The sequence below is a fragment of the Bradyrhizobium sp. 147 genome (assembly GCF_023073935.1).
GTDB lineage: Bacteria > Pseudomonadota > Alphaproteobacteria > Rhizobiales > Xanthobacteraceae > Bradyrhizobium.
Window position 1 is genome coordinate 108584 of sequence record NZ_JADPKL010000024.1, and the last position, 13137, is coordinate 121720.

A 13137-nucleotide genomic window follows, 5' to 3' on the forward strand; every position below is an offset into this window, starting at 1 on the left:
CGCGTGATAAAAAATGGTTAAACAGAGGTAACGGCATGGCCGAAGATTTGAACGATCGTGAGAGTTCCGGCCTGGCCGACAAGCTCATGCAATATCTGCCGGCGCGTTTCCGGCCCGGCACGGCAATTGTGCCCGTGGTGCGGCTGTCCGGCGTGATCGGCGCAGTGACGCCGCTGCGCCCTGGCATGACGCTCGCGGGCATAGCGCGCGTGCTGGAGCGGGCGTTTTCACATCGCAACGCCAAGGCGGTGGCGCTGGTGATCAATTCGCCCGGCGGCTCGCCGGTGCAGTCGCGCCAGATCTACCTGCGCATCAAGCAGCTCGCGGCGGAGAAGAAGCTGCCCGTGCTGGTCTTCGTCGAGGACGTCGCCGCCTCAGGCGGCTACATGATCGCCTGTGCCGGCGATGAGATCATCTGCGATCCCTCTTCGATCCTCGGTTCGATCGGCGTGGTCGGTGGCAGTTTTGGTTTCCAGGAGGCGATCAAGCGGCTCGGCGTCGAGCGGCGCCTCTACACCGCCGGCGCCCATAAGGCGATGCTCGATCCGTTCCTCCCGGAAAATCCTGATGACGTAGCGAAGCTGAAGGCGATCCAGCGCGAGATCCACCAGATCTTCATTGCCCTGGTAAAGGACAGCCGCGGCGGGCGCCTGAGAGGCACCGACGACACCCTGTTCACGGGCGAATATTGGGCGGGCGAGAGCGCAGTCGCGCTGGGGCTCGCCGACAGCATCGGCGATCTCCGCTCAACTCTTCGTGCCCGCTACGGCGAGAAGGTTCTCACCCCTGTGATCGCGCAGCCGACCGGTCTGTTGTCCGGTCTTCTGGGCCGGAAATCGCCCGGGGCGGGTCAGCTTTCGGCGCTGGAATCAATGGCCGGTCTGCCGGATGAGCTGATCTCGGCGGTCGAGACGCGGGCGATTTGGGCGAAATTCGGGTTCTAGGGCTCGCACTCCCGCGCCATTTGGCCCCTCGACCCTCCGATTGCGGCGCAGGTCCATCTGCGCAACAATGCGCGTGGGGGCTGAGCACTAGACAAGGATCGACCGATGCCGCCGTTCGTCGCTTTCGCGGGCGTGCTGGGCGGGCTTGCCGTGGTCCGCTGGGCCTACAAGACCGCTGTCCGGATCAACCAGGAGCTGGAGGAGATGCGCTTGTCGCGCGTCACCGAAGCCGCCCATATGGGGGACATCCCGACGCTGAAACGTGACCCCGTGACCGGAGCTTACCGCCCGGGATAGGTGGTTCTGGCTTTCACACGCACCGTCATTCCGGGGCGCCCTAGGGCGAACCCGGAATCTCGAGATTCCGGGTTCGATGCTGCGCATCGCCCCGGAATGACTGCCATTTCTCCCCCTTCGCCTTGATTCTCATCCCCGCCGCCGATACGGTCCCGCGCGAATCAAAACCCCCCGCGAGAGCCTGATCTGACGATGGACGCCTCCTTGCCCGCCCATATGCGCCCGGAACGCTCGTTCCAGGGCTTCATCCTCGCGCTCCAGCGGTTCTGGGCCGAGCAGGGCTGCGTGATCCTGCAGCCCTATGACATGGAGATGGGCGCGGGCACCTTTCATCCGGCGACCACCCTGCGCGCGCTCGGGCCAAAGCCGTGGAACGCGGCCTATGTGCAGCCCTCGCGCCGACCCAAGGACGGTCGCTACGGCGAAAACCCGAACCGGATGCAGCACTACTACCAGTTCCAGGTGATCATGAAACCGTCGCCGCCGAACCTTCAGGAGCTGTACCTGAAGTCGCTCGCCGCGATCGGCATCGATTCCGCCGTGCACGATATCCGCTTCGTCGAGGACGATTGGGAGAGCCCGACGCTGGGCGCCTGGGGCCTCGGGTGGGAATGCTGGTGCGACGGTATGGAAGTCAGCCAGTTCACCTATTTCCAGCAGGTCGCGGGCTTCGAATGCGCGCCGGTGGCGGGCGAGCTCACCTACGGGCTCGAGCGCCTGGCGATGTATGTGCAGGGCGTCGATCGCGTCTACGACCTCAACTTCAACGGCCGCGATGGCGCCGCCAGGGTCACCTATGGCGACGTCTTCCTGCAAGCCGAGCAGGAATATTCGCGGCACAACTTTGAACATGCCGACACCGCGATGCTGTTCGAGCAGTTCAGGATGGCCGAAGCGGCCTGCAGGAAATATCTCGAGGCCGGCTGGCGCGAAGGCGGCAACAGCAAGCAGCATCTGATGGCGCTGCCGGCCTATGACCAGTGCATCAAGGCGAGCCACGTCTTCAACCTGCTCGATGCACGCGGCGTGATCTCCGTGACCGAGCGGCAGAGCTACATTCTGCGCGTGCGCGAGCTGGCCAAGGCCTGTGGCGAAGCCTGGATCCATACTGAAGCGGGCGGAGCTGCCTGATGCCCGATCTTTTGCTCGAACTGTTCTCGGAAGAAATCCCCGCGCGCATGCAGGCCAAGGCGGCCGACGATCTGCGCCGCATGGTCACCGACAAGCTGGTCGCCGAAGGCCTCGTCTACGAGGGCGCAAAGGCGTTCGCGACGCCGCGCCGCCTCGCGCTGACCGTGCACGGCATCCCTGCGCGCCAGCCGGACCTCAAGACCGAACGCCGCGGACCGAAAATTGGCGCGCCCGATGCGGCCGTGCAGGGTTTTCTGAAGGCTACCGGTTTGAGTTCGCTCGACGAAGCCAAGATCCAACGGGATCCGAAGGGCGACTTCTATATTGCGCTGATCGAGAAGCCCGGCCGCGCCGCGATCGACGTGCTCGCGGAAATCCTGCCGGTGATCATCCGCACCTTCCCCTGGCCGAAAGCGATGCGCTGGGGCGCGCGCTCCGGCAAACCCGGATCGCTGAACTGGGTGCGTCCGCTGCACGCAATCACCGCGACTTTCGGGCTCGAGACGGAACAGCCCGACGTCGTGAAGTTCTCGGTCGACGGCATCGAGGCCGGCCAAACCACTTACGGCCATCGCTTCCTCGCACCCGCGGCGATTTCCGTGCGTCGTTTCGAGGATTACGAGGCCAAACTTCTCGCCGCAAAGGTCGTGCTCGACCCTGAGCGCCGCAAGGATGCGATCCTCACCGACGCCAAGCAGCTCGCCTTCGCGCAAGGGTTCGAGCTCGTCGAGGACCAGAACCTGCTCGACGAGGTCGCCGGCCTCGTCGAATGGCCGGTCGTACTGATGGGCTCGTTCGAGCCGGAATTCTTGACAACGCCCGCGGAAGTCATCCGCGCCACCATCCGCAACAACCAGAAGTGCTTCGTCGTCAGCGATCCCAAGAATACGGATAACGCCGGAAAGCTCGCCAATAAGTTCATCCTCGTCGCCAATATCGAGGCGACGGACGGCGGCAAGACCATCATCGCCGGCAACGAGCGCGTCATCCGCGCGCGGCTCAGTGATGCGAAGTTCTTCTATGAAACGGATCTGAAGACCAAGCTTGAGGAGCGGCTGCCGAAATTCGAGCAGATCGTGTTCCACGAGAAGCTCGGCACGCAGGCCGCGCGCATCAAGCGCATCGAGCGCCTGGCGGCCGAGATCGCGCCGCTGGTCGGCGCCGGCGTCGGCAAGGCAACGCGCGCCGCGCATCTGGCCAAGGCGGATCTGCTGACCGAAGTCGTCGGCGAATTCCCCGAGGTGCAGGGATTGATGGGCAAGTATTATGCGTTGGCGCAGGGCGAGGACGCCTCGGTCGCCGCCGCCTGCGAGGAGCACTACAAGCCGCAAGGCCCTGCCGATCGCGTGCCGACTGATCCGGTCAGCGTTGCTGTGGCGCTCGCCGATAAGATGGATACGCTCGTTGGCTTTTGGGCTATCGACGAAAAGCCGACGGGGAGCAAGGATCCGTATGCGCTGCGGAGAGCTGCCCTCGGGGTGATCCGGTTGATTGCCGAGAACGCGCTGCGTTTGTCGGTCATGAAGGTGGCGGCGTCCGCACTCGCCGGTTTGTCGGTCAAGCCGGCCGATGCGCAAAAGCTTCCGATAGACCTGCTCGCCTTTTTCGCCGACCGCCTCAAGGTCCAGCTCCGCGAGCAGGGCGCGCGCCACGATCTCGTCGATGCCGTGTTCGCGCTCGGCGGCCAGGACGATCTTCTGATGATCGTGCGCCGCGTCGAGGCGCTGGGCAAGTTTCTCGACAGTGACGACGGCAAGAACCTGCTGGCCGGCACCAAGCGCGCCAGCAACATCCTCTCGATCGAGGAGAAGAAGGACAAGCGCACGTTCGACGGGGCGCCGGATGCTGCGCTCTACAGCCTCGATGAAGAGAAGGCGCTGGCGAAAGCGATCGGCGAGGTCAAGGCGGAGGCGAGCGCTGCCGTCGCCAAGGAAGACTTTGCCGCGGCCATGAGCGCTCTGGCGAAATTGCGTCCGCCCGTGGATTCGTTTTTCGAAAAGGTTCGCGTCAATGACGACGATGGGAAGGTGCGCGAGAATCGGTTGAAGCTGCTGAACGAGATTCGCAGCGCCACGCGGGCGGTGGCGGATTTCTCGAAGATCCAGGATTGACGGGCAGTAGCGCCTTTACCACCGCTGTCATTCCGGGGCGCGCCACTTGGCGCGAGCCCGGAATGACGGCTGTTGATGTGGCACGCAAAAAGTGCCCCGCCCGGCGGGGGGAGGACCGGGCGGGGCCTGATGTCCGATTTAACACTGCTCGCGCCAGCCTGATGTGGCGCGCCGGACATCTAGTCGATCTCAAGTAGTCGATCTCAGTCTCAGTCCAGTACCTCGACGATGCGGCGCGAGCGCGGTTCGACCAGCACGGTCTCGCCGTTCACGACGGTGTAGCGATAGGTGGTGGCGCCGAAACGCTGCGGCACGTCATAATACGTGACGCCGCTCTCGGGTAAGGTGGCACCGACCACCACGCGATCCGGAATGCGGAAGGGCGGCACACGTTGTTCGACGACATAGTCGCGGAAGGCCGGCCGCTGGTCGACGGCAATGCTGGGGGCGCTGTCGACCACGGTAGGCGCGCGTCCCACCGTGACATCGCTTTGCGCCTGTGCCGCAAGGGGCGAGCCGATCGCAACGCCCAGCGCTGCAAGGGCAAGAATCCTGTTCCGCATGGGCAACTCCTTCGATGTGATGTTTGGCAAGCGCCAGTGGCGCAACCGGTGGCCAATGCATGCGACTTCGCAATGTTCCGGGAAAAGGCCTGCCGTATCCGCGGCAATTTCGGGCAGTTTTCGAGAAGCCGGGAACTCGCATCGGCTTTCCGCGTCTCTACTCGCGGAACCGGGGCCGCTATGATCCGCCCGCGATTCGTCCACCTCCACAGAAAGATAATTCATGCACATCACCGTCGCCCACATTTCGCCGATCCTGTCGTTGATTGCGGGCGTGCTCATCCTGATCATGCCGCGACTCCTCAATCTGATCGTCGCGATCTTTCTCATCGTGAATGGCGCGATCGGGCTTGGGCTCCTGAAGTGGCTCCGCTTCTAGGCGTTCACTTTTCGGAACTGTCCGACTTGCGCGGGCCGCCCAAAGTGGTGTAAGGCCCGCGATTTCCCATTCCTCTCGCAGGTTGTGTGCAAGCTATGGCCAAAGCCGCCTCGAAGCCCAAAAAAATGCCAGCGAAATCAAAGTCCTCCACCGCCGCAAAGGCTGCGCCGCGGGCCCGCAAGGCGCTGGCCAAAAGCGCGCCGAAGCCGGTCGCAAAGCCCGCTGCCAAGCCGGCGGCAAAAGCTGTGACCAGGGCGGCTCTGCCGAAGGTCGCTGCAAAGCCCGCACCCAAGAAGACTCCGTCCGCCAAGGCGGCGCCAGCAGCGGCCAAGGCCGGCAAATGGGTGTTCACATTTGGTGACGGCAAGGCCGAAGGCCGCTCGGAAATGCGTGACCTGCTCGGCGGCAAGGGCGCCAACCTCGCCGAGATGGCCAATCTCGGCCTGCCGGTACCTCCGGGCTTCACCATCCCGACCTCGGTCTGCACCTACTTCTACGCACACGACAAGACCTATCCGAAGGAACTGCAGTCGCAGGTTGAGAAGGCGCTGGAGCATGTCGGCAAGTTGACCGGCAAAGTGTTCGGCGACACCAAGAACCCGCTGCTCGTCTCCGTGCGTTCCGGCGCGCGCGCCTCGATGCCGGGCATGATGGACACCGTGCTCAATCTCGGCCTCAACGATCAGACCGTGGAAGCGCTGGCCGAGCTGTCGGGTGACCGCCGCTTTGCCTATGACAGCTATCGCCGCTTCATCACCATGTATTCGGACGTGGTGCTCGGCTTCGAGCATCATCATTTCGAGGAAATCCTCGACACCTTCAAGGACAGCCAGGGCTACACGCTCGACACCGATCTGTCCGCAGACGACTGGGTCGAGCTGGTCGGCAAGTACAAGGACGCGGTCGCGCGCGAGACCGGCAAGGAATTCCCGCAGGATCCGCACGACCAGCTCTGGGGCGCGATCGGCGCGGTGTTTTCCTCCTGGATGAACGCGCGCGCGGTGACCTACCGCAAGCTGCACGACATTCCAGAATCCTGGGGCACCGCGGTCAACGTGCAGGCCATGGTGTTCGGCAATATGGGCGATACCTCCGCGACCGGCGTTGCCTTCACGCGCAATCCCTCGACCGGCGAGAGCAAGCTCTACGGCGAATTCCTGATCAACGCGCAAGGCGAGGACGTGGTGGCGGGTATCCGCACGCCGCAGGACATCACCGAGGAGGCGCGGAAGGAATCGGGCTCCGACAAGGCGTCGATGGAATCGGCGATGCCGGAGGCCTTCAAGGAGCTGACGCGGATCTACACGCTGCTCGAGAAGCACTACCGCGACATGCAGGACATGGAGTTCACGGTCGAGCAGGGCAAGCTCTGGATGCTCCAGACCCGCAGCGGCAAGCGCACTGCGAAAGCGGCGCTGCGCATCGCGGTCGAGCTCGCCAATGAAGGCCTGATTTCGAAAAGGGAAGCGGTGACCCGGATCGATCCAGCCTCGCTCGATCAGCTGTTGCATCCGACCATCGATCCCGATGCCAAGCGCGACGTGATCGCGACCGGCCTGCCGGCCTCGCCGGGAGCGGCCTCCGGCGAGATCGTGTTCTCCTCGGACGAGGCGGCCAAGCTCCAGGCCGACGGACGCAAGGTGATCCTGGTTCGGATCGAGACCAGCCCGGAAGACATCCACGGCATGCACGCCGCCGAAGGCATCTTGACCACGCGCGGCGGCATGACCTCGCACGCAGCGGTGGTCGCGCGCGGCATGGGCAAGCCCTGCGTCTCCGGCTGCGGCACCATCCGCGTCGACTACGGCCGCGGTACCATGAGCATCGGCTCGCGCACCTTCAAGACCGGCGACGTCATCACCATCGACGGTTCGCTCGGCCAGGTGCTCGCCGGCCGCATGCCGATGATCGAGCCGGAGCTGTCCGGCGAGTTCGGCACGTTGATGAACTGGGCCGACCAGGTCCGCAAGATCGGCGTGCGCGTCAATGCCGATACGCCCGAGGATGCCCGCACCGCGATCAAGTTCGGCGCCGAAGGCATCGGCCTGTGCCGAACCGAGCACATGTTCTTCGAGGAGACGCGCATCCGCACGGTGCGCGAAATGATCCTCTCCGAAGACGAGCAGGCGCGCCGTGCCGCGCTCGCCAAGCTGCTGCCGATGCAGCGCGCCGACTTCGTCGAGCTGTTCGAGATCATGAAGGGTCTTCCCGTCACGATCCGCCTGCTTGATCCGCCGCTGCACGAGTTCCTGCCGCACACCCATGCCGAGGTCGAGGAGGTGGCGCGCGCCATGAACACCGATCCGCGGCGCCTGGCCGACCGCGCCCGCGAGCTCTCGGAGTTCAATCCGATGCTCGGCTTCCGCGGCTGCCGCATCGCGATTGCCTATCCTGAAATAGCCGAGATGCAGGCGCGCGCGATCTTCGAGGCCGCGGTCGAGGCGCAGAGGCGCACCGGCAAGGCCATCGGTCTCGAGGTGATGGTCCCGCTGATCGCGACCAAGGCCGAGCTCGACCTCGTCAAGGCGCGGATCGATGCGACTGCGCAGGCGGTGATGCGCGAGACGAATACGAAGCTCGCCTATCAGGTCGGCACCATGATCGAGCTGCCGCGCGCCTGTCTGCTCGCAGCCGAGATCGCGGAGAGCGCCGAGTTCTTCTCGTTCGGCACCAACGATCTCACGCAGACGACGTACGGCATCAGCCGCGACGACGCGGCGAGCTTCCTCGGTCCCTACGTGGCAAAGGGCATCCTCTCGGTCGATCCCTTCATCGCGCTTGATCAAGAGGGCGTCGGTGAGCTCGTCAAGATCGGCGTCGCGCGCGGCCGCAAGACGCGGGCCTCGCTCAAGGTCGGCATCTGCGGCGAGCACGGCGGCGATCCCGCCTCGGTCGCCTTCTGCCACACGATCGGCCTCGACTACGTCTCCTGCTCGCCCTACCGCGTGCCGATCGCCCGCCTGGCTGCGGCGCAAGCCGCGCTCGGCAAGGCAATCGCGAGCCAGGCGTAAGCAGAATTGAAATGATGAGTGCGAGAGAGGCGGGACAAACCCCGCCTCTTTTTGCGTGATGCTGTATCCCTGCTGTCATTGCGAGCGCAGCGAAGCAATCCAGAATCGTTCCGCGGAGGCAGACTGGATTTGCTTCGCTGCGCTCGCAATGACGAGGTTATGGGACGGGCTCGCCACTTTCTCGCTGTGATCGCCCGGCTTGACCAGGCGATCCAGTACGCCGAGCGGTCGTGATGAATGGCGACGACGCGGCGTACTGGATGCCCCGCTTTCGCGGAGCGTGACACCCGTGATGGGGGAACGCTTTGCGCAAACGCGAAACAGCATAATGATCGCGCGTCCCGTATTGATACATGTGCGCAAGAGTTCCTTCACCATTCGCGTTGACCGGTTGTTTACCGCTCGATGTGACGACGCATTTACCACCGTGCGCGATCGCCCCCTGAAAACACCCGTGTTTGCTTGAGTGTGCCGGGCGCGCAACGTCGATTAACGCCCCGGCAACCTAAATTGGATACTTACAATCAAGATCGAATTGCACGGATGTACTGACGTTCGATCGAACTGGCGTAAGCGTAGCGTGAGCGTATCGATGTCAGTGTTGCGTAACCATCCGAAGGGCGCGCGGTTCGCGTCCTTCGGCATCGGTCTCTGCATCTTCGCATTGATGCCGAGAGAGACCGGCTATCAGGACATTGCCTCGCTGCTGGCGCGCCAACCCGGCGTCGCCGAGCGTTGGCAGAAGCAGGTGTATTCCGCGGCGTCCTCGATCCAGCTCGCCACCTACAGTTTTTCCCGACCGATCGGCACTTCGGTTCCGCAGAGCGCGATGGTTCGCCTCGCCAGCATCGATGGCCGCGACGTCACGGGTGCGATCAGCCGCAATCCGGCGGCGCAGACGCCGCCGCGCTACCAGGCCGCCGATTTTCCAAAGGTCGATCGCTCGATGAAGGGTGATCGCCTCGCGATCATGACCCCGACGACACCTCCCGAGGCGGCTGCGCCGCCGGCAGCGCCCGCGCAGGAAAATCCCGCGACCTCGAACAGCTCGGTGTTCGGTGCCAAGACCGCCGCCTTACCGCCGCCGATGTCGCCGGAGTCCGCGGCCGCGCTCGATCCCGAGCTCCAGGAAGCGCTCCGTGCGCCGCCGCTGCCGCAATATACCAATGCGCCGCAGGCCAGCGATGCCGCGCGCGCGTTGGCGGTGCAGCCGCTGGAAGCGCTGAAGCGGGCCACGACGCCGGCCGCCCCGGCGCGCGATCCCTTCAGCGTCAAGACGTCGAACCTGTTCTTCGGCAGCTCCTCGCTCGGCGGTAGTCTCGAGAGCATCGAGAGCTGGCAGCCCGGGGCCGAGCCGCTGATCGTGATGCCTGATCCCGATATGAAGGTGACGGCCTCGCTGTCGCCGCCGGCAGCCGAGATCGCCAAGGACATCGAGAGCGGCGAGAGCGTCGCGCCGAAGGGCGAGGTCAACGCCGACAACCAGCGCGCCAGATCGCCCGCGGAGCGGCTCGCGCTCGACGACAAGTCGCGCGCCAAGTCCGAGAAGTGTCTCGCCGAAGCGGTCTATTTCGAATCGCGCGGCGAGGCCGTGCGCGGCCAGATGGCGGTCGCGCAGGTCGTGATGAACCGCGTGTTCTCGGGAAAATATCCCGACACCGTGTGCGGCGTGGTCTATCAGAACAAATACCGCCACCTGGCCTGCCAGTTCACCTTCGCCTGCGACAACAACGCCGACGTGATCCGCGAGCCCGAGATGTGGGAGCGCGCCAAGAAGATTTCGAAGGCGATGCTCGATGGCCAGATCTGGCTGCCCGAGGTCGGCAAGTCCACGCACTACCATGCCTATTGGGTGCGCCCGTCCTGGGTCGCCGAGATGAAGAAGATGTACAAGACCGGCGTGCACACCTTCTACCGTCCGCGCGCCTGGGGCGATGGCAGCGAGGAGCCAAGCTGGGGCACGCCGGCGCAGACCGCAGCGCTTTCCGCCGCGCTCGCGCAGGAAGCCAAGAGTTCCGCGGAGATGGGCGAGCGGCGGTAGTTTTCTTCCCTCGCCCCGCTTGCAGGGAGAAGCAAGGACCATCACGCCTCGATATCCAGCGCACAGTCGAAATTCGGCGCCGAATGCGTCAGCGCGCCGGCCGAGGCGTAGTCGACGCCGGTGGCGGCGATCGCCGCGATCGAGTCCAGTGTGACGCCGCCGGACGCTTCCAGCTTGAGGCGGCCCTCGTTGATCCGCGCCGCCTCGCGCAACGTCGCGATATCCATGTTGTCGAGCAGCACCGCGTCGGCCATTCCGGTGGCCAGCACCTCGCGCAGTTGCGCAAGCGTGTCCACCTCGATCTCGATCTTGACGAGATGGCCGGCATGAGCGCGGGCGCGCTCCAGCACGGGGCGGATGCCGCCGGCGACCGCGATGTGATTGTCCTTGATCAGGATCGCATCGTCGAGGCCGAAGCGGTGATTGAAACCGCCGCCGCAGCGCACGGCATACTTTTCCAGCGCCCGCAATCCCGGCGTGGTCTTTCGCGTGCAGCAGATGCGCATCCGCGTGCCTTCGGTGCGCGCGACGTAGGCGGCCGTCAGCGTCGCGATACCCGACAGGCGGCCGACGAAGTTCAGTGCGGTCCGCTCCGACGTGAGAATGGCGCGCGCGGGCCCTGAGATCGTCAACACCTGCTGCCCGCGGGCAACCCGTGCGGCGTCGCGGACATGCGCACGCACGTCGATGTCGGGCGAGAGCTTTTGCAGCGTCGCCAGCGCCAGCGGCAATCCGGCGATCACGCCGGACTGGCGCGCGACCAGAATCGCCTGCGCCGTCGTTGCTTCCGGAATCGTTGCCAGCGAGGTGACGTCGCCGGCGCGACCGAGATCTTCGTCGAGTGCACGCTGCACGGCCTCGTCAATTGCGAGGGGCGAGAGAAAGGCGTCGGGATAGAGCAGCGAGGTTGCGGTGATCATGAGAGCTCCGTCAGGCCATGATGGGTTGCGCGGTGGGTGGCATTGGGCGATCGGCGAGGCCGTCGGCCACTTCGCGCACAGCGTCGAGCGTGGTCATCGTTCGTTGCGCCAGGGCAGGGACATCCGCCGGATGGTCGGCGCGGAAATGCGCGCCGCGGCTCTCGCGCCGGCTCCAGGCAGCAGCGGCTACCAGCAGCGCGGAGGTCGCCATGTTGCGCAGCGTGATGTTGCCGGCCTCGCGTTCAAGCGCGGCGAAGCTGCGGACGGCCTCCGCCAATCCGTCGGCGTCGCGGATGACGCCGACGCGTGTGTTCATCATCGCTCGCAGCCGCTTCACGGCCGTAGCCTCCGGCGCGCCGCCGCGCGGCGTCACCAATGCGTCCGGAAGCCGGGCAGGCGCGGGGAGGGCGCAGCCGGCGATGTCCTCAGCGATGCGCGCGGCGTAGACCACGGCCTCCAGCAACGAATTGGAAGCGAGCCGGTTGGCGCCATGGGCGCCAGTGGAGGCCACTTCGCCGCCGGCCCAGAGCCCGTCGATCGAGCTGCGGCCGCGCGCGTCCACCGCGATGCCGCCCATGTGATAGTGCGCGGCCGGCGCGATCGGGATGGCCTCTGCCGCGGGATCGATTCCGGCGGCGAGGCAGCTTGCATGCACGGTCGGAAATTTGTCGGCGAAGCGCGCACCCAGCGCCTGGCGCGCATCGAGGAAGGCACCGCGTCCGGCCGCGATTTCGGCAAAGACGCCGCGGGCGACGATGTCGCGCGGTGCGAGCTCGGCGAGCGGATGGCGCGCCGCCATAAAACGCTCGCCATTGCCGTTGATGAGCGTCGCGCCTTCGCCGCGCAGCGCCTCGGTCGCAAGCGGTGCCGGATCGCGCCCGACCCTGATGGCGGTCGGATGGAATTGCACGAATTCCGGATCGGCGATTACCGCACCGGCGCGTGCGGCGATCGCAAGGCCCGAGCCGCTGGCCTCGAGCGGATTGGTGGTGACGGCATAGAGATGCCCAAGGCCGCCGGTGGCCAGCACGATCGCGCGCGAGGCGAGGGTGATCGGCCGTGCAGAGGGACGGCCGGCCTCGCGCAGTTGAATGCCCGTGACGGCACCGTGCTCGGTCAACAATGCTTCGGCGACCAGACCTTCGATGACACGGATCGACGGCGTGTGGCGCACCGCTTCGCTCAAGGCCGCGATGATCGCGGCACCGGCTCCGTCGCCGCGCACATGTACGATGCGCCGGGCCGAGTGCGCGGCTTCGCGTCCGACAGCGAGCTTTCCTTCTAGGTCGCGATCGAATGGGACGCCAAAGGCGAGAAGATCATGGATTCGCGGCGCCGCTTCCCGCGCCATCCCCAGTGCAACGGCTTCATCGACGAGACCGCCCCCGACGGCAATCGTATCCTCGGTATGCGCTTCCGGAGTATCGCCTTCGGCCACCGCCGCCGCGATGCCGCCTTGTGCCCATGCGGAGGACGCGCCCTGTCCGAGCGGTGCAGCCGAGATCAGCGTCACGGGCCGCGGCGCGAGCTTCAGCGCGCAGAATAATCCGGCAAGGCCGCCGCCGACGATGACCACGTCGTCGGTGGTGCGGGTGAGATTTTCGATTTTGTCTTGCATGGTTTCTCCATTGTCGTCCTGGCGAGAGCCAGAACGATTGCCCCGACTGTTTGTTGTTGCAGCAGGCCGGGACCACCAGCGTGCCAATACTCGCGTCCTTTCGGTCCCGGATCTGCGCGCGC

General features: G+C 65.3%; 11 protein-coding genes. 7 read left to right on the forward strand and 4 right to left on the reverse strand.

Features of this window, described 5'->3' with window-relative positions:
• Positions 1-35: 35 nt before the first annotated feature.
• The 4 genes from IVA87_RS06055 to glyS all read left to right on the forward strand — a co-directional run bounded on the left by IVA87_RS06055 (position 36) and on the right by glyS (position 4483).
• Positions 36-944, forward strand: coding sequence for a S49 family peptidase (locus tag IVA87_RS06055; protein WP_247300862.1), 909 nt, complete (start codon positions 36-38; stop codon positions 942-944).
• A gap of 105 nt (positions 945-1049) precedes the next feature.
• The gene (locus IVA87_RS06060) at positions 1050-1241 is read left to right on the forward strand and encodes a hypothetical protein (protein WP_247300861.1); all 192 of its coding nucleotides are present in this window, start codon (positions 1050-1052) and stop codon (positions 1239-1241) included.
• Positions 1242-1433: 192 nt separating this feature from the next.
• Positions 1434-2372, forward strand: coding sequence for a glycine--tRNA ligase subunit alpha (locus IVA87_RS06065; RefSeq protein WP_247300860.1), 939 nt, complete (start codon positions 1434-1436; stop codon positions 2370-2372).
• On the forward strand, positions 2372-4483 hold the full coding sequence (glyS, locus tag IVA87_RS06070) for a glycine--tRNA ligase subunit beta (RefSeq protein ID WP_247300859.1): 2112 nt from the start codon (positions 2372-2374) through the stop codon (positions 4481-4483). Before IVA87_RS06065 ends, glyS begins: the two co-directional genes overlap by 1 nt.
• 209 nt (positions 4484-4692) lie before the next feature.
• Here glyS and IVA87_RS06075 read toward each other — a convergent pair whose 3' ends face one another.
• Positions 4693-5046 carry a DUF1236 domain-containing protein gene (locus tag IVA87_RS06075; RefSeq protein ID WP_247279670.1) on the reverse strand — a complete coding sequence of 118 codons (354 nt, stop codon included), beginning with the start codon at positions 5044-5046 and terminating at the stop codon, positions 4693-4695.
• A 223-nt stretch (positions 5047-5269) separates the two neighbouring features.
• Here IVA87_RS06075 and IVA87_RS06080 point away from each other — a divergent pair, with 223 nt between their 5' ends.
• Together IVA87_RS06080 and ppdK are read left to right on the forward strand one after the other, a co-directional pair.
• On the forward strand, positions 5270-5425 hold the full coding sequence (locus IVA87_RS06080) for a DUF3096 domain-containing protein (protein ID WP_008562090.1): 156 nt from the start codon (positions 5270-5272) through the stop codon (positions 5423-5425).
• Positions 5426-5520: 95 nt separating this feature from the next.
• Positions 5521-8436: a pyruvate, phosphate dikinase gene (gene ppdK, locus IVA87_RS06085; RefSeq protein WP_247333017.1), complete on the forward strand. Its 2916-nt coding sequence runs from the start codon at positions 5521-5523 to the stop codon at positions 8434-8436.
• Between the two features lie 75 nt (positions 8437-8511).
• Here the strand turns inward: ppdK and IVA87_RS06090 are convergent, their stop codons facing one another.
• Positions 8512-8814, reverse strand: coding sequence for a hypothetical protein (locus IVA87_RS06090; protein ID WP_247333018.1), 303 nt, complete (start codon positions 8812-8814; stop codon positions 8512-8514).
• Positions 8815-9028: 214 nt separating this feature from the next.
• Between IVA87_RS06090 and IVA87_RS06095 the strand changes: the two genes are divergently transcribed.
• Complete coding sequence (locus IVA87_RS06095; protein WP_247303388.1) at positions 9029-10477, forward strand: cell wall hydrolase; 1449 nt, start codon at positions 9029-9031, stop codon at positions 10475-10477.
• A gap of 41 nt (positions 10478-10518) precedes the next feature.
• Here the strand turns inward: IVA87_RS06095 and nadC are convergent, their stop codons facing one another.
• Positions 10519-11397: a carboxylating nicotinate-nucleotide diphosphorylase gene (gene nadC / locus IVA87_RS06100; protein WP_247333019.1), complete on the reverse strand. Its 879-nt coding sequence runs from the start codon at positions 11395-11397 to the stop codon at positions 10519-10521.
• Positions 11398-11407: 10 nt separating this feature from the next.
• Complete coding sequence (locus tag IVA87_RS06105) at positions 11408-13015, reverse strand: L-aspartate oxidase (RefSeq protein ID WP_247303384.1); 1608 nt, start codon at positions 13013-13015, stop codon at positions 11408-11410.
• Positions 13016-13137 lie beyond the last annotated feature (122 nt).

Bases quoted from the DNA above. Each gene is read 5' to 3' on its own strand.
- IVA87_RS06055 (WP_247300862.1), top strand. From the start codon at position 36: ATGGCCGAAGATTTGAACGATCGTGAGAGTTCCGGCCTGGCCGACAAG.
- IVA87_RS06060 (WP_247300861.1), top strand. From the start codon at position 1,050: ATGCCGCCGTTCGTCGCTTTCGCGGGCGTGCTGGGCGGGCTTGCCGTG.
- IVA87_RS06065 (WP_247300860.1), top strand. From the start codon at position 1,434: ATGGACGCCTCCTTGCCCGCCCATATGCGCCCGGAACGCTCGTTCCAG.
- glyS (WP_247300859.1), top strand. From the start codon at position 2,372: ATGCCCGATCTTTTGCTCGAACTGTTCTCGGAAGAAATCCCCGCGCGC.
- IVA87_RS06075 (WP_247279670.1), bottom strand. From the start codon at position 5,046: ATGCGGAACAGGATTCTTGCCCTTGCAGCGCTGGGCGTTGCGATCGGC.
- IVA87_RS06080 (WP_008562090.1), top strand. From the start codon at position 5,270: ATGCACATCACCGTCGCCCACATTTCGCCGATCCTGTCGTTGATTGCG.
- ppdK (WP_247333017.1), top strand. From the start codon at position 5,521: ATGGCCAAAGCCGCCTCGAAGCCCAAAAAAATGCCAGCGAAATCAAAG.
- IVA87_RS06090 (WP_247333018.1), bottom strand. From the start codon at position 8,814: ATGGTGAAGGAACTCTTGCGCACATGTATCAATACGGGACGCGCGATC.
- IVA87_RS06095 (WP_247303388.1), top strand. From the start codon at position 9,029: ATGTCAGTGTTGCGTAACCATCCGAAGGGCGCGCGGTTCGCGTCCTTC.
- nadC (WP_247333019.1), bottom strand. From the start codon at position 11,397: ATGATCACCGCAACCTCGCTGCTCTATCCCGACGCCTTTCTCTCGCCC.
- IVA87_RS06105 (WP_247303384.1), bottom strand. From the start codon at position 13,015: ATGCAAGACAAAATCGAAAATCTCACCCGCACCACCGACGACGTGGTC.